Below are 15357 nucleotides of genomic sequence, written 5' to 3'. Positions count from 1 at the left end.
TGACGGCATGCGAGCTTTCCTGACACTTCACGATCCGGCCCAGGCAAAACAGTACTACGACGAGGGCCTATGGCAAGGCGAGACCTTCTACCATCTACTTGCCCGCCATGCTGAAGAGCGGTCCGACGCGCCGGCCCTACGCGACGGCCGAGTAATCCTCGACTGGGCAATGTTGAAAGCGCGCGTTGATGCTTTCGCGGACCATCTGGCGGATGCAGGTATCGGCGCTGGCGACCGCCTATCGATCTGGATGTCGAACCGCGTCGAGCCGGTTGTCGCCTTTCTCGCCTGTTCGCGTGAAGGCGTGGCCTGCAATCCCTCCTTGCATCGGACCTACACCTGCGCGGAAGTCGTCGAACTGCTGACCGAACTGCAGGCAAGCGCCATCCTGACCGAACCTGGCTGGGGCGCAGACCGTGCATCGCATGACTTCGATCAAATGCTGCGGGCTCTGCCATTCATGCGGCGCATCTATACGCCCGAAAATTTCCCCGTTCACATCACCCAGGTGGGCCAGCGCCCCTATGCGAATCCAGATAGCGTCGTCTACCTGGCCTTCACTTCGGGCACGACCGGAAAGCCCAAATGCGTCATGCATTCCTGCAATACGCTCTTAGCCAACGCCCGCGACCTCGCTCGCGACTGGGCGCTGGATACGCATTCGGTCATACTGCTCTCTCAGCCCCCTGTCGCACCACATCGCCTGGGTGGCGGTCGGCCAGTGGCTGGTGTGCGGCGGCCAATTCGTCACTGACGACGTGCCGAACGATATGAGCCGTCTTGACTGGATCGTCGAAACCGGCGCGACCTATGTCTTGGGCGTCCCGACGCATGCCATGGACATCCTGGCCGAGCAAAGGGCCCGTGGGCTCGATCGGGTCGGACAGGTCCAGACCTTCTACATGGCCGGAGCACCCATCCCCGACGTGGTAGCCCGAGCTTTCGTCGATCAGGGGATCGCGCCGCAGAACATCTACGGCATGACCGAATGCTCATCCCATCAATATACCCATCCGACGGACACGAAGGACGTCTGGATTTCCACGTGCGGCCGCGGCGGACGCGCCTATGAAGTGAAGATCTGGGATCCAGAGAATCCCGACCGGGAGGTCGCTCCGGGTCAGACCGGAGAGATTGGCGGGCGGGGCGCCTGCATGATGCTGGGCTACTTCGCCAATCAATCCGCGACCGAAAAAACCTTCAACCGCCACGGCTATCTCCTGTCCGGTGATCTGGGCTCATTCGATGGCGCTGGCAATCTGCGCATCGAGGGGCGAAAGAAGGATCTGATCATTCGGGGCGGGCACAACATCTATCCCTCTCATATCGAAGCCAAGGCGCTCACCCACCCGCACACGCAGAAAGTCGCCGCGTTTGGCATCCCGGATGACAGGCTTGGCGAGAAAGTCTGCCTTGCGGTTATCGGGGATATCGCGGCTGAAGACATGCTCGACCATCTGGCCGCCGAGGGCCTGTCGAAATTCGACATGCCTGAATGGTACGTGACGACGGCCTCTTTTCCGCTGACAGCGAGCGGAAAGGTCTTGAAGCGTGAGCTCACAGAAATGGTTCGCCGCGGCGAACTCGTGCTCGCCCCTGTCCGCTACCAAGCTCGAAAGGTAGGATCATGAGTGTCGAACTGACACGTTCGGGGGATTGCGCCCTCATCACGCTGAACAGACCGGCGGCTCTTAATGCCCTGTCGTTTGAGATCATCCGCGACATAGGCTCGGCGATTGAGGCCGCTGCCGCCCAGGAGGGCGTGCGGGCGTTGATATTTACCGGGGCCGGCGAAAAGGCCTTCTGTGCCGGGGCCGACATCAAGGAACTGCGAAACCGTTTGCTTGTCGATCAAAAGCGTGGCGCCGAATTGGGCCAGGCGGTCTTCGCCAAGCTCGACACACTGCGCATTCCCTCAATCGCGCTCGTCAATGGCTATGCCTTTGGCGGAGGATGCGAGCTTGCGCTCGCCTGCACTTTCCGTATCGCATCTCAAAGCGCCGTGTTCGGCCTGCCCGAGGTCAAGCTCGGTCTCATCCCCGGTTACGGCGGCACGCAGCGCCTGCCACGCCTAATCGGTGAGGGCAGGGCGCTTGAGATCATCATGACCGGCCGCAACATCAGGGCCGACGAAGCCGAGCGCATCGGTCTCGTCAATGCAGTGGCCGACGGCGACCTTGTCGATGCCGGCCAAGAGTTTGCCGCGCGCTTCACCCGCTACAGCCTTCCGGTTCTGGAATTCGCGCGCCGGGCCGTCCAGCGTGCCCATGATGTCAGTCTCACTGAGGGGCTGCGGATCGAGGCCGATCTCTCAACGCTGGCCTATCGCACTTCGGACGCGGAAGAGGGCATGGCCGCCTTCGAGGAAAAGCGCAAACCGGAGTTCAAAGATGGCTAAGGGGCAGATCATCGTCACAGGCGCTTCCAAGGGTATTGGCGCTGCCATAGCCCGCGAGCTCGACGCGCGCGGCTTTGCCGTGGCGTGTTTATCCCGATCGGGAGAAACGGCGGTCGGGCGCGGCTATGCGTGTGATGTCACCGACGAAGAGGCCGTGAAGCGGGTCTTCTCGCAGATCGGCGCCGCAGGCCCCGTCGCTGGCCTTGTCAACAATGCCGGCGTTCATATTCTCGGTTCTGCCGCGGAGCTTTCGACGGCGGACTTCAACCGGACAATGGCCCTGAATGCCACGGCCGTCATGGTCTCCGCACGAGAGGTCTATCCGTTTCTCAGGGAAAATGGCGGGACCATTGTCAATATCGGTTCATTCTTCGATAAGCTCGGCGTCCCCGACAACCTGGCCTACTGCGCGTCAAAGGCGGCGGTCGCGGCGATGACGCGTTGCATGGCAGTCGAATGGGCACACGACGGCGTTCAGGTGATGAACGTCGCACCCGGCTATGTCGAGACAGACCTCAACCGGGACTATCTCGCACGAGAAAAGGTGCGCAGCTGGATGAAGAGCCGCATTCCCGCCGGTGGTCCGGGCGCCACGACGGACGTGGCGCGGTTGGTGGCTGCGATCTTTGGGGAGGCAATCGGGTTCCTCACTGGCGAAACCATCTACATCGACGGCGGACAGGGGATGAATCACTGATGAAACTACTAGAGCAACTCGCCCGGACAAGAAATTGGGACGATGACGAGCGAGCAATCCTTGATCAGGTGCAGCGCGTGGCCGACGAAGTCATCGCACCGAATGCTGCGCACGTCGACGAGACCGGCGAATTTCCCTGGCAGAATGTCAGAGCCCTGAACGCGCTTGGCCTGAACACGCTCTTCGTTCCGGAACAGTTCGGCGGCATGCAGCTGTCCTATCGCCTTTATCTCGAAATCGTCTCGATCATCTCCGAGGCGTGCGCATCCACCGGCATCATCTATGCTACCAACTACCATGGCATGAAGCCACTGATTGACTTCGGCAACGACGAACAACGGGCCCGCCTTTTGCCGCGTATCGCCGAGGGTGGCCTTGGTGCGCTCGCGATCACCGAGCCGTCGGCTGGCTCTGACGCGACGGGAATGAAAACGACCTTCACGACCGACGGCAATGAAATCGTCGTGAAAGGATCGAAAATCTTCATCACGAATGGAGACGTGGCCGACCTCTACCTGCTGTTCGGCAAGTGGGCTGGAGTCGAGGACCCCAAGAAGGCGATTTCCGTCCTGATTCTGGAGAAAGGTACGCCGGGTTTCGGCATCATCGGAAAAGAAAAGAAGATGGGCCATAACGGCTCTTCGACCTGTGCGCTCTCGTTCGACAATATGCGGGTGCCGCGGGCAAATCTCATCTGCGAGCCCGGGGATGGCCTGCGTATCCTGCTTGCCTCGCTCAACAAGTCGCGGCCCTCGGTCGCCGCGCATGCCCGGGGGATTGCGCGGGCTGCATTTCGCGACATGGTCGCCTACGGCAACGATCGCGTCCAGGGAGGGCGCCGAGTTCTCGATTTCCAGGGAAACCAGTTCCTCTTGGCCGATCTCGCCTCGGAGTTGCTGCTGGTCGAGCGTTGGATCGACTACGTGGCCGAATTGGTCGACGGCGGCGCCACGGATTTCGGCATGGAAGCCTCCGTCGCCAAGCTTCGCGCCACCGACCTGGCGATGAGAATGACGACCGAGTGCGTCCAGTTTCACGGCGGCTACGGATACTGCCGCGACTACCGGGCAGAACGCCTCATGCGCGATGCCAAGATCACTCAGATTTGGGAGGGCACCAATCAGGTGCATCGCCAACTTATCGGACGGAGTTTCTTGCAAAAATGACAAGCATCAGGAAAGTCGCCATTTGCGGCGCGGGTGGGACAATGGGCGCCGGCATTGCTATGGTCGCGGCTCGGGGCGGAGCTGAGACCATTTGCTTCGACACCTCAGCCGAGGCCTTGGCGCGGTCGCGCAAAGCAGCCGAGAAGTTCCTCGGCTCCTCTGTCGAACGCGGACGGATGACAGGCGGGGAAAGAGATGCCGTGTTGGGACGCATGACCGACACGATAAATCTCGACGATCTTGCTGACTGTGACCTCGTGATCGAGGCGATCTTCGAAAACCTGGAGGTGAAGCAGGAACTGTTCGGCCGGCTTCACGCCGTCTGCAAGCCGCAGACAATATTTGCGTCGAACACATCGACGCTCTCGATCACCCAGATTGCTGGCGGCTGTGGACGCGAGGAACGCGTGGTCGGAATGCATTTCTGCCTTCCGGCGCAGTTGATGAAGCTCATCGAGATGTCCCGCGGGCTGAACACAAGCGATGATGTTTTCAAGGACGCATGGGACTGGGCTGTGACAATGGGCCAGGTTCCGGTGGAGACACAGGACAAGCCGGGCTTCATCCTCAATGCCCTCCTCGTGCCCTTCAACATGGACGTGATCCGAGCCGTCGAGGCCGGTGTTGCCTCGCCCGAGGATATCGACACCGCCATCCGTTCGGCGCTCGGCTACAAGATGGGGCCGTGCACCTTGCTCGACCTTATCGGGCTGGATACCCAGGTTCGCCTGGGCGAAGCCTTTTATCCCGTGACGCTCGACAAAAGAGCATCCGTGCCGCCGCTGCTGCGGCGGATGGTGGCGGCTGGAAAGCTTGGAAACAAGTCGGGGCAGGGCCTTCTTACCAGGCCGAAGCCCGAAAAGGCCACGCAGGCGCCGGCCTTTACCGTTGTGCAATACGGTGAAAGCCGCTCCTTCCTGGAAGGGGATGCGTTTCTATCAAGGGCGGCAACGACCGGCGAGGTCTGCATTAATCTCGGTCAGAGCTTCACGGCAGACCCGGGTAAGCTCGCGGTCCTCATCGAACTCGATACCGAATGCCTCGGGGTCCACACCGGCGAGGACATGGGACGCGAGGGATCCAACGCGGTCGGCTTTGCGCGCTATCGCAACGGCGAAGATGCTCCATCCAATCTCATCGAGCTTGTCCGCCAGCCGAACACGGCAGAGGCTGCGCTAGCTGCCGCACGGGCAATTTTTGAAACCGCCGGTTTCGACGTCGTCGTCTCGTCGGATCAGCCAGGGCGTATCGTGGATCGGCTTGTCAGGCCCAAGTACAATGATGCTCTACGGTTCCTCGACGAGGGGCTGGCCTCGGCCGCCGACATGGACAAGACGTGCTGCATGGGGCTCGGCTATCCCGACGGTCCGATTGAGCGTGCCACGCGTGGCGGGCTTGCGCGCCATTATCGGGTGAGCAGGGCGATCTACGAGATGACCGGACTGCCGGGCTTTTTGCCGGCGCGAGCAGCCGTCGTCGCGTGGAACCGAAAAAATCCATGAAGGCGGTGGTCATTCGCCAGGGCGAGGTGTCGGTCACCGTCTCCTATGACGATATGCCCGACCCGCGGCCCGGCCCCGGTGAGGTCGTCGTTGAATTGCACGCCGTCGATGCGAACTACGCGGACCTCCTTTATATCAGCGGGTCCTACCAGGCGATGCCGCCTCTGCCATTTTCCCCCGGTATGGGCGGATCTGGACTGATCGCCGAAATCGGTCCTGGCGTCGAACAGTTCGCCGTCGGGCAGCGCGTTCTCGTGTTGCCATCCTACGGTTGCTACGCAGAGAAGGTCGTGGTTCCCGCCAGGTACTGCTTTCCGGTGCCGGATGGTATCGCCTTCGAAGCCGCCGCGGCACTGGGTCTCGCATATCAAACTGCCTGGTTTGCCCTTGTCGAGCGTGGCGGGTTCCAGCCGGGGCAAAATGTCCTCGTGCTCGGCGCCTCGGGCGGAGTGGGGATGGCAAGCGTGGAGCTTGCCCGCGGTCTCGGCGCCGGCAGGGTGCTTGCCGCGACCCGAGGGGAAGCTGGCGCAGGTTTTGTGCAACTGCTCGGAGCAGATCTGGCAATTGATGCAGCGTGCACGCGCTTGCGCGAGACGCTGCGCGAGGCGGTCTTCCAGGCAACAGAAGGGCGGGGTGTCGATGTCATCATCGATCCTGTCGGAGGTTCGGTCAGTGCGGCTGCCCTTCGCTCGCTCGCGTGGAGTGGACGGCACGTCTGCGTCGGATTTGCTTCGGGGGAAATTCCGCAGTTCGCCGCCAACTATCTGCTGGTGAAGAATCTCACCGTGTGCGGGATGCAATGGACCGACTATCGCGACCGCCGACCAGAGGCGCTCGCACATGCACAAGAGCGAATTTTCTCGCTGTACATCCGCAAAGAACTCAAACCGAAGATTTCGCGCCTGCCGATTTGCGAATTCCGGCAGGGAATTGACGCTCTGAGGGCGGGAAAGGTGCAGGGCAAGATCATCCTGGAAACCGACATTTCGAAAGTGAGTGCAGCATGACGGAGCTTACCAAGGATAAGGTCGTTGGCGTCGTTGGCGCCGGTACGATGGGAATTGGGATCACGCAGGTCGCTGCCGCAGCCGGGCATCAGGTGCGTCTTTTCGATGCGGCCGAGGGCGCAGCGGAAAAGTCTCTATTGCGGCTGAAAGACAGCATCGCCGGACTGGTTGCAAAGGGCAAGATGAACCAGGTTCAGGCTGACGAGCTTCTCGCTCGCATCGCTGTCGTCGACGATCTCAGCGGCCTTTCGCAAGCGGCGCTCGTTGTCGAGGCGATCATCGAGGACCTGGAAATCAAGCGGGCGCTCTTTGCCAAGTTGGAAGAAATTGTCGATGTGGACGCCATTTTGGCCACCAACACATCGTCGATCTCTGTCACCCTGATCGCTCGCGATTTGAAGCGCCCCGAACGCCTTGTCGGAATGCACTTCTTCAATCCGGCGCCGATCATGCGACTTGTGGAGATCGTCCATGGTGTGGCCACCGCCCCGGCGGTTGCCGATCTCGTCCACGCCACTGCAGCGGCCTGGCGGAAAGTGGCAGTTCACGCCAAGTCGACGCCTGGCTTCATCGTCAACCGAGTCGCTCGAGCCTATTATGCCGAACCTCTGCGTCTCTGGGAGGAAGGCGTTGCAGACCCAGCGACCCTCGATGGGCTGCTGACGCAGGGTGCAGGGTTCCGCATGGGGCCCTTCGCGCTCATGGATCTGATCGGCAACGACGTAAACTATGCGGTCAGCCGCTCGATCTTCGAGGCCTTTTACGGTGAGCCACGGTTTCGCCCGTCCAACCTGCAGCTCGAGCTCGTCAATGCAGGACGGTTGGGTCGCAAGAGCGGCCGTGGTTTTTTTGACTACACTCCTGGCGTGGAGGCGCCCAGGCCCATGATCGTGGCTGCACCGGACGGCGTGAGACCCAAGGAAGCCCTATCGCCCCATGTCGGTGGCGAGATTGACGGAGTCGCCGTGCTTGTCTCGGACGGCCGCACTGCGTCCAGCGTCGCGCGTACCCTCGGCCGTCCAGCCATTCTCCTCGACCTGATAGCCAAGGAAGGCGCAAAACACATTGGCTTTTCGACCTCAAGCGACGTCCCGCAGGAGGCGCTGAATGTTTTTCTCGCGTCTGCCGCCGCCCAAGGCCTACAGGCCACGCATTTGCAGGATTGGCCGGGGCTTGTAGCTCTGCGCACTGTCGCGATGATAGCCAATGAAGGCTTCGAAGCGGTCCTGCAGGGTGTAGCCACCGAGGCGGGCGTCGACGAGGCCATGCGGCATGGGGTCAACTACCCGCAGGGGCCGATCAGTTGGGCCCGCCAGATCGGACTGGTCCGGATCCTCTCGGTTCTCGATACTCTCCTCGCCCTCACCGGCGACCCCCGTTACCGCGCATCCTATGCGTTGCGGACGGCCGCTGAAATCTCTGGAAACTGAATAGGACAGGATTGCCATGAAGATCCAACGCTCGGGCTCTCGCCCGTCGGGGCAAGGCCCCTCCACACAATTTACCGGCCAAGTGCGAAGGGACCCTCTGGCCGAGGCCGAGGCGCCCGGCCGCGTTCTGTGCGGCATGAACACGTTCGAACCGGGTGCGCGCACCGCCTGGCACACCCATCCGCTTGGCCAAATCCTTATCATAACCTCTGGATGCGGCTGGGTGCAAGTTTGGGGCGGGCCTATTGAAACGGTCCATCCAGGCGATGTCGTCTGGTTTCCGGCACACGAGAAGCATTGGCACGGCGCCACGCCGGCCACCGCTATGACGCATATCGCCGTGACCGAAGCGCTCGACGGCAAGGCCGTCGACTGGCTCGAGCATGTCCCGGATGAACAATATCGTCGAGGTTGAGATCCTTGGCATGTGGTTTGCGCTCATGCCAGCCAGGCAGCCGGCGCTACAACAATGGCCGGTAATGTCCGTGAGCATTGTTCCGAATGGGAGGTCCCGATGGTATTTTCTTCAGACGCCTTGACTGGGCGGGTCGCGCTGATCACTGGCGGGGGCAGCGGTATCGGATTTGGTATTGCCAAAGCGATGGCTGCAGCTGGTGCAAAGCTGGTGCTTGCCAGCCGCAATATCGAACGGCTCGAGAATGCTGTCGGTGAATTGGAATCGGCCGGCGGTACGGCGATCGCCGTTCAGGCCGACGTTCGCAACTTCGAGGACGTTCAACGAGCAGTCAATGCGGCAACCGAGCGGTTTGGTGCGCTTGATATCGTGGTCGCCAATGCGGCAGGAAACTTCTTCGTCCCGGCCGCGGACATGTCGCCGAACGCCTGGAAGACGGTAATCGACATCGACCTCAACGGGACCTTCTTCTGCGCCAAGGCAGCTTATCCCGCTCTCAAGAAGTCCCAATTCGGCGGCCGGTTCATTGCGATCTCCACAACACGTGCGCTGGAAGGGTGGCCGGGCTGCGCACATGCTGGCGCCGCCAAGGCAGGCATTATGTCCTTGATCAGGACACTCGCTGGCGAATGGGGAGCCGATGGTATCCGTTGCAATACGATCGCGCCGGGGGCAATCGGCGATACCGAGGGCGTGAAGCGCATCTATGAAGACCAGGGACGGCGGGAGACTGAACTTTCTTCGATCCCGTTGGGAGCCTTCGGCAGGACGTCGGACATTGCCGGTGCTGCAGTCTTCCTATGTTCGGAGGCCGGCGCCTACATCACCGGCGCGGACCTGGTCGTTGACGGCGGCCGAAATCGCAGCCGCGCAAGTACCGGCGTGCAGCTTGCGAAAGTCTAAGGAAGGACGGCGCGCATGATCAAGCACTACCCGCATGTCGAAACCGAGCGCGATGGCGCGATCCTTATCGTTCGACTGGACAATGAAGCAGCGCGAAATTCGCTGACGCGCGAGATGCGTTTTTCCTTGCGAGATGTGACCCGCGAAATCGAGGACGATCATTCGATACGGGCAGTCTATTTGACTGCCAAGGGGCCGATTTTCTGCGCAGGTGGCGACCTTCGCATGCTGACGCAGGCCTGTGACCCCTGGCCTGTTCACCGAAGGTTCCGTCATGCCGCCGGCCTGTTTCCGCCGCTTGTAAATCTCAACCGACCGGTCGTTTGCGGCGTGCGAGGTCTTGCGATCGGTGGGGGCATGGGGTTGGCCCTCACTGCCGACCTTATCGTGGCAGGGGAGAGCGCCGAATTTGGGGGCGGATTCTTCCGGCTTGGTGTCGTCCCGGACTGCCTCACCATGTTCACGCTACCCCGCTTGGTCGGGCTCGCTCGGGCCCGAAATTTTCTCTATGCGGGGGAGAACTGGAAGGCGTCCGACCTGCTCGATCTTGGCATTGCAACCAAGGTGCTCAAAGATGCCGACGTCGACGCGGAAGGGATCGCGCTTGCGAGGCGGCTGGCGGCCGGGCCGGCGGAAGTCATGGGGCTTGCCAAGCAGCTTCTGCTGAAGTCCTTCGAAAGCAGTCTTACTGAAATGATGGATTACGAGGATTTCGGCCAGGTCCTCGCCATGTCGAGTGAAGAGTTTCGCGAAGGCCTTGCTGCGCTTGTGGAAAAACGCAAGCCCGACTACGAGGCTGCCGCCGCGCAGGGGTCCTTCAACGACGGGATGCCATCCGCTGACGCACGCCGATAGAAGTCCGTAGAACGTCTGTCCTGTACGGGCGGCACATGAATGAGGCGGCGGTATGATCGCGGCCAAGAGAGGAGTACAAAATGGCAATTGGCTACGTTGGTCTTGGCGCCATGGGCGGTGCTTTGGCGCGTCGACTTATGCCGGCATATGAGCTGTCAGTCTTTGACCTCAATCCGGATGCTGTCGGCCGTATCGTCAAGGCCGGAGCAGTGACCGTGGAAACGCCTGCGGCCCTTGCGCGAAACTGCGAGATCATCCTGCTATGCCTACCGAAATCCGAACATGTTCGATCGGTGATTTTCGAAGAGAATGGACTTCTCAAGACGTTGAAACCCGGGCAGATCGTCGTTGACCAAACCTCCGGAGATCCGTCACAGACGCGGCACATGGCCGCGGCGCTTGCAGAAAAGGGTGTCATCCTTCTTGACGCGCCGGTCTCCGGCGGCCCTCGCGCAGCTGAAGCCGGAACGATCACGATCATGGCGTCGGGAGATGTCGAGGCATTTGCCAGAGTCAAGCCCATTCTCCAGACTATCAGCCCTAACGTCTTTCACTGCGGCGCAGTGGGCAGCGGTCAGGTCCTCAAGCTTATCAATAACATGATCAGTACCTGCAATCGTTTTGCCATGCTGGAAGGCGTGGCGCTCGGACTAAAGCATGGTTTGGATCTCGCTACCATGTCGGAAGTGCTCAATTCCAGCGGCGCGCGAAGCCAGGTCACCGATACGCTCCTGCGAGCTCTTGCGCGCGGCGAGTTCTCGGCCAATTTCGCGCTCGGGCTAATGTTGAAAGATCTTAATCTGGCGACCGGGCTCGCTGTCGAGAGTGGTACGCCCCTTCAGTTCGGACAATTGGCGCGGGGTATGCTGCAGACGGCGACCAATGTCTATGGCCCCACGGCCCAGCTCGATGAAATCGCCAATCTCGTGGCGACGCAGGCTGGCACACGCTTCTTTTTGGACTGACCGGTGAAAGGGACAAGACGCGGGGTAAGATATGCGCAATCAGCGCGGGACCTTGGTCGCCCTCGGGCAACGCACTTTTCGTCGCCTTTGGTTGGCCTCGCTCGTATCCAACCTCGGCGGTCTGATCCAGCTTGTTGGCGCGACCTGGTTGATGACGACGCTGACGGCGTCGCAAAGCATGGTTTCGTTGGTCCAGTCGTCGGTCGCGCTCCCCGTCATGCTCGGGGCGTTTGCAGCGGGCGTATTTGCCGACAACTATGAACGTCGCGCCATCATGTTGATCGCACAGGTCTTCATGATGCTCGTGTCCATTCTGCTGCTCGTTCTTGCATTGACGGAACTGCTTGATCCTTGGACGCTGCTTGTGCTGACGTTTCTGATCGGCTGTGGCACCGCAATGCATACTCCGGCATGGCAGGCGTCATTGGGGGATCTTGTGCCCCGCGAGATATTGCCAGCTGCCGTGGCTGCCAATGGCCTCGGCATCAACCTCACCCGAAGCGTTGGCCCAGCCATCGGCGGGCTGCTTGTCGTTGCCTTCGGTCCGGCCTCATCGTTTGTCGTAAACGCCTGCGCTTACATCGCCCTCATCGTCGCGCTCCTTGGCTGGAAGCCTCAAAGGCGACCGCGCGCCCTTCCACCAGAACGCTTTGACATCGCCCTTGCAGCGGGACTGCGCTACTACTTCATGTCGCCAAACCTGATCACCGTGATTGTTCGAAGCACGCTGTTCGGCTTTGCGGCGATTGCAATACCCGCTTTGCTGCCGCTTGTCGCAAAACAGCAGCTTTCCGGCAATGCGTTACTGTATGGCCTCCTGCTTGGCGCATTCGGGGGTGGTGCGGTGACGGGCGCGCTGCTGGCGGCTCCGATACGCCAGCGGATGAACGACGAATCGTTGTGCCGGCTCGGCTTCCTCACATACGCGGCGTGCTGCATCATCCTGGGCCTCTCCGCGAGCGCCTGGCTTGCTGCGGCAGCGGTCTTTGTTGCCGGGATCTTCTGGTTGAACATCTTTTCGATGAATAACTCTATCGTCCAGCTTTCGACACCCCGATGGGTCCTGGCGCGCATGCTGGCTCTGTCGCTAACCGGTGTCTATGGAGGGATGGCAACCGGTGGCTGGCTTTGGGGAGTGCTCGCCGAAAACTGGAGCCTTAAGACAGCATTGATCGCAGCCGCTATCGCGCACGTGATCGGCGCCCTCTGGGGCCTCTTGTTTCCCTTGCCGGGCGTCGATACCGAAAACCTCGATCCGCTCAATTCGTTCAGCGAACCGCATCTGCGGTTGGATCTGACGCGCCGGAGCGGGCCGATCTCCATTGCCATCGAATATAAGATTCCAGAGCAAAACGTTCGGGAGTTTCTGGAGTTGATGAGCGAGCGTAGACGTACACGCCTTAGAGACAACGCCAAGAACTGGACCTTGATGCGCGATCTCGAGAATCCAGACATGTGGAAAGAAATCTATCACTTCCCAACCTGGGTCGAATACGTGCGCCACAATGGCAGGCGTACGCTTGCCGATGGCGAACTGAACCGTCGCCTGGCGGCACTGCACACTGGGCAAATGCCATTTCATGTGGAGCGCATGATTGAACGGCACACCACGGAATCGCACGACACAATTCCACGGCTCGACCCATAATGGAGTGACCAAGCGACGAGTGGCGGAGGTTAGTCGCCGCCACCCGGAATGGCTTATTGTTATGCGAGCGTGTGCGATGCCTTGCCAAGGAAATCGACTGCCACTAGGCCCTTGCCTTCTGGGCGAACGAGAACCGGGTTGATTTCTGCCTCTACCAGGTCGGGCGTGGCCAGTACCACATCTCCGAAACGGACGGCCGCGTCTATCAGCGCCTTGATATCGGCACGCGGAGCGCCGCGAAAGCCGTCGAGCAGATTCCAGACCTTCAGCTTCCTCAGCGAGGCTTCGACCTCGGCTGCCGTAACCGGAAGAGAAAGGTAGGTTACGTCGCGATAAAGCTCGATCGCCACGCCGCCGGAGCCGATGGACAGGATCGGTCCGAAGTCCGTGTCTTTCAGGCACGACAATACCACCTCAACTCCATCGGTGATCATTTCCTGAACCAGGATACCCGCCTCCGGCTTGTCCATTTGCTGGCGGAACGTTGCCGCGATGCGATCGACCTCCTCGGGTATTTGGACGCGCAGCTTGACCAGTCCAAGTTCAGTCTTGTGTTCCGCATCCGAAGGAAGAACCTTAACCACGAGCGGATAGGTGAGCTTGGCGCACTTATCAGCGGCGCGATCATTGGGAGCCAGAATCGTCCAGCGGGCTGCCGGTACGCCGCATTCGTCGAGATAGGCCATTGTCTCATCCCAGGTTACCGGGGGTCGCCGGCGTGCGCCGGACGCACGTCGAACTTTCGGCAAGACGGAGTTGCGCCGACGTTCGTAAACCCAAGCAAGTGCCCGCATGGATTCGCCGGGATCCGAGCAGATCAAAATACCATGCTGGCGGAATTCTGCCTTCACATCGGCGGATACCGTATCGACCGCAAAGGAAATCACAATAGGCATGCCGGAAGAGCGGGCCGCCGCCTTGAATATATCTGCATTATCACGCAGATCGCGTTGGCCACTGCTTGAGAACTGGATGACAACCGCTTCAATGCGCTTGTCTGCCTGAAGAACGGTAAGAGAATCGCGAAAGAGACTGGGATTTCCGCGAACCTGTCCGGTAAGGTCGACCGGATTGGTCTTGCGGGCGAACTCAGGGAGGAACTCGACGAGGCGAGCGACTGTCGCCTCAGAGAAGGTCGCCATCGGTAGGCCGCCTTCTTCCCCGTGATCGGCCAGGAGAGCGCCCGCGCCGCCCGAGGCACTCAAAATCGCGACGCCGTGCAATGCATCGCGGCTTTCTCGCGGATTGGGCAGGCAGGAAAGTGCTTCCAACGCTGCCATGCATTCAGAGAGGCTCTCGACGACGATCACGCCGGCCTGAGCCAAAACGTCCAGGTAGATCGCATACGGTGAGGCGATCTTGCCGGTATGGGACGCCGTTGCTTCCTGGCCAAATTCGGAACGTCCCGCCTTGAGAGCGACGATTTGAACGCCGCGGTCGCGGGCGCGTTCGGCAAGCGGCAGCAGGCGAGAAGCGTCCTGCAGGCCTTCGAGGTATAGGCCCACGACGCCGACATCTTCCTGATCGACGATCCAGTCCAAGACATCGAGAGCGTCCATGCAAGTCTCGTTGCCAACGCTTGCAATGTAGGAGCAGCCCAGCCCAGCGCGGTGCAAGTATTGCCCGATGGCTCCAGCCAATGCGCCACTCTGACTGACAATCGCAATTTGCGAATGCTGGAGACGCTCCACAGCGAATGCCGCCCCCCCAAACGTCAACATCGTCTTCGCGCGAACCGACCAGATCCCCTGCCCATTTGCACCCAAGAGCGCGATGTCGTGGCGCTTGGCTATGGCCGCGAGACGGTCTGCTAGTTCCTGTCCGCCGTCGACTTCCTCGAAACCGGAACTGTACACAATAGCCGCCCTGATCCCCTTCGCGCCGCATTCTTCAAGAATGCCCGGCACGGTTTCTGCAGGCGTGATGATCAGTGCGACATCCGGAATTTCGGGGAGATCGCCGACGCTTTTGTAGGCCTTAAGGCCCTCGATTTCCGAATGTGTCGGCGTGACGGGAAAGATCCTTCCTTCAAAACCGTGCTTCATCAGGATCGTGACGATCCGATTGCGGGCGTTGCCTGTTTTGGGCGACGCTCCGACGATGGCAACGCTTTGCGGACGGAACAGTTGATCGAGCCGGTGGACTTGGCGGGACGCACTCTGGGGTACGGCGTTCATTGATTTCTCTTCCCTCAAACTAAGATATGCTCACCCCACGCGACAACCAGTCTTCCAACAAGTTACTTGCGTGAGCTTCCGTCCCAGTCAATCGCAATTACCGTGCCATCACTTCGCGGCGTCATGGCCAAAGGCGGCTCGATCATCGTGGAAAGGAAATTTGTGATCCGACCAGATGCCGGCGGGCAAACTTC

At 60.5% G+C, this 15357-nt stretch carries 14 protein-coding genes; 13 read left to right on the top strand and 1 reads right to left on the bottom strand.

The window, feature by feature from the left end; genetic code table 11:
* Positions 1 to 7: 7 nt before the first annotated feature.
* From ACZ9DP_RS12720 to ACZ9DP_RS12660, 13 genes are all read left to right on the top strand, one after another.
* On the top strand, positions 8 to 754 hold the full coding sequence (locus tag ACZ9DP_RS12720; protein ID WP_476202034.1) for an AMP-binding protein: 747 nt from the start codon (positions 8 to 10) through the stop codon (positions 752 to 754).
* Positions 708 to 1631, top strand: coding sequence for a class I adenylate-forming enzyme family protein (locus tag ACZ9DP_RS12715; RefSeq protein ID WP_476202032.1), 924 nt, complete (start codon positions 708 to 710; stop codon positions 1629 to 1631). Before ACZ9DP_RS12720 ends, ACZ9DP_RS12715 begins: the two co-directional genes overlap by 47 nt.
* Positions 1628 to 2398, top strand: a complete 771-nt coding sequence (locus ACZ9DP_RS12710) for an enoyl-CoA hydratase/isomerase family protein (protein WP_476202030.1) — start codon at positions 1628 to 1630, stop codon at positions 2396 to 2398. The genes ACZ9DP_RS12715 and ACZ9DP_RS12710 overlap by 4 nt, the downstream gene beginning before the upstream one ends.
* A complete protein-coding gene (locus tag ACZ9DP_RS12705; RefSeq protein ID WP_476202029.1) occupies positions 2391 to 3095 on the top strand; it encodes an SDR family NAD(P)-dependent oxidoreductase in 705 nt (234 codons plus the stop codon). Before ACZ9DP_RS12710 ends, ACZ9DP_RS12705 begins: the two co-directional genes overlap by 8 nt.
* Complete coding sequence (locus tag ACZ9DP_RS12700) at positions 3095 to 4261, top strand: acyl-CoA dehydrogenase family protein (protein WP_476202028.1); 1167 nt, start codon at positions 3095 to 3097, stop codon at positions 4259 to 4261. The genes ACZ9DP_RS12705 and ACZ9DP_RS12700 overlap by 1 nt, the downstream gene beginning before the upstream one ends.
* On the top strand, positions 4258 to 5763 hold the full coding sequence (locus ACZ9DP_RS12695; RefSeq protein ID WP_476202026.1) for a 3-hydroxyacyl-CoA dehydrogenase family protein: 1506 nt from the start codon (positions 4258 to 4260) through the stop codon (positions 5761 to 5763). The genes ACZ9DP_RS12700 and ACZ9DP_RS12695 overlap by 4 nt, the downstream gene beginning before the upstream one ends.
* A complete protein-coding gene (locus ACZ9DP_RS12690; protein ID WP_476202024.1) occupies positions 5760 to 6770 on the top strand; it encodes an NADPH:quinone oxidoreductase family protein in 1011 nt (336 codons plus the stop codon). The genes ACZ9DP_RS12695 and ACZ9DP_RS12690 overlap by 4 nt, the downstream gene beginning before the upstream one ends.
* The gene (locus tag ACZ9DP_RS12685) at positions 6767 to 8200 is read left to right on the top strand and encodes a 3-hydroxyacyl-CoA dehydrogenase NAD-binding domain-containing protein (RefSeq protein ID WP_476202023.1); all 1434 of its coding nucleotides are present in this window, start codon (positions 6767 to 6769) and stop codon (positions 8198 to 8200) included. The genes ACZ9DP_RS12690 and ACZ9DP_RS12685 overlap by 4 nt, the downstream gene beginning before the upstream one ends.
* Positions 8201 to 8216: 16 nt before the next feature.
* Positions 8217 to 8615, top strand: coding sequence for a (R)-mandelonitrile lyase (locus tag ACZ9DP_RS12680; protein ID WP_476202022.1), 399 nt, complete (start codon positions 8217 to 8219; stop codon positions 8613 to 8615).
* 99 nt (positions 8616 to 8714) lie between these two features.
* Positions 8715 to 9518, top strand: a complete 804-nt coding sequence (locus ACZ9DP_RS12675; protein WP_476202021.1) for an SDR family oxidoreductase — start codon at positions 8715 to 8717, stop codon at positions 9516 to 9518.
* Positions 9519 to 9533: 15 nt separating this feature from the next.
* Complete coding sequence (locus tag ACZ9DP_RS12670; protein ID WP_476202019.1) at positions 9534 to 10373, top strand: enoyl-CoA hydratase/isomerase family protein; 840 nt, start codon at positions 9534 to 9536, stop codon at positions 10371 to 10373.
* Positions 10374 to 10453: 80 nt separating this feature from the next.
* Positions 10454 to 11338 carry an NAD(P)-dependent oxidoreductase gene (locus ACZ9DP_RS12665; protein WP_476202018.1) on the top strand — a complete coding sequence of 295 codons (885 nt, stop codon included), beginning with the start codon at positions 10454 to 10456 and terminating at the stop codon, positions 11336 to 11338.
* A gap of 31 nt (positions 11339 to 11369) precedes the next feature.
* Positions 11370 to 12986, top strand: a complete 1617-nt coding sequence (locus ACZ9DP_RS12660) for an MFS transporter (protein WP_476202017.1) — start codon at positions 11370 to 11372, stop codon at positions 12984 to 12986.
* 59 nt (positions 12987 to 13045) lie between these two features.
* Here ACZ9DP_RS12660 and ACZ9DP_RS12655 read toward each other — a convergent pair whose 3' ends face one another.
* Positions 13046 to 15163, bottom strand: a complete 2118-nt coding sequence (locus ACZ9DP_RS12655; protein ID WP_476202016.1) for an acetate--CoA ligase family protein — start codon at positions 15161 to 15163, stop codon at positions 13046 to 13048.
* Positions 15164 to 15357: the final 194 nt, after the last annotated feature.

The sequence above is a fragment of the Rhizobium sp. USDA 4016 genome (assembly GCF_056279705.1).
Note: the sequence above shows the minus strand (reverse complement) of the source record. Positions and strands in the feature narration are given on the sequence as shown.

Coding starts and splice junctions, on each gene's coding strand:
- ACZ9DP_RS12720 (WP_476202034.1), top strand. CDS start 8: ATGCGAGCTTTCCTGACACTTCACGATCCGGCCCAGGCAAAACAGTAC.
- ACZ9DP_RS12710 (WP_476202030.1), top strand. CDS start 1,628: ATGAGTGTCGAACTGACACGTTCGGGGGATTGCGCCCTCATCACGCTG.
- ACZ9DP_RS12705 (WP_476202029.1), top strand. CDS start 2,391: ATGGCTAAGGGGCAGATCATCGTCACAGGCGCTTCCAAGGGTATTGGC.
- ACZ9DP_RS12700 (WP_476202028.1), top strand. CDS start 3,095: ATGAAACTACTAGAGCAACTCGCCCGGACAAGAAATTGGGACGATGAC.
- ACZ9DP_RS12695 (WP_476202026.1), top strand. CDS start 4,258: ATGACAAGCATCAGGAAAGTCGCCATTTGCGGCGCGGGTGGGACAATG.
- ACZ9DP_RS12690 (WP_476202024.1), top strand. CDS start 5,760: ATGAAGGCGGTGGTCATTCGCCAGGGCGAGGTGTCGGTCACCGTCTCC.
- ACZ9DP_RS12685 (WP_476202023.1), top strand. CDS start 6,767: ATGACGGAGCTTACCAAGGATAAGGTCGTTGGCGTCGTTGGCGCCGGT.
- ACZ9DP_RS12680 (WP_476202022.1), top strand. CDS start 8,217: ATGAAGATCCAACGCTCGGGCTCTCGCCCGTCGGGGCAAGGCCCCTCC.
- ACZ9DP_RS12675 (WP_476202021.1), top strand. CDS start 8,715: ATGGTATTTTCTTCAGACGCCTTGACTGGGCGGGTCGCGCTGATCACT.
- ACZ9DP_RS12670 (WP_476202019.1), top strand. CDS start 9,534: ATGATCAAGCACTACCCGCATGTCGAAACCGAGCGCGATGGCGCGATC.
- ACZ9DP_RS12665 (WP_476202018.1), top strand. CDS start 10,454: ATGGCAATTGGCTACGTTGGTCTTGGCGCCATGGGCGGTGCTTTGGCG.
- ACZ9DP_RS12660 (WP_476202017.1), top strand. CDS start 11,370: ATGCGCAATCAGCGCGGGACCTTGGTCGCCCTCGGGCAACGCACTTTT.
- ACZ9DP_RS12655 (WP_476202016.1), bottom strand. CDS start 15,163: ATGAACGCCGTACCCCAGAGTGCGTCCCGCCAAGTCCACCGGCTCGAT.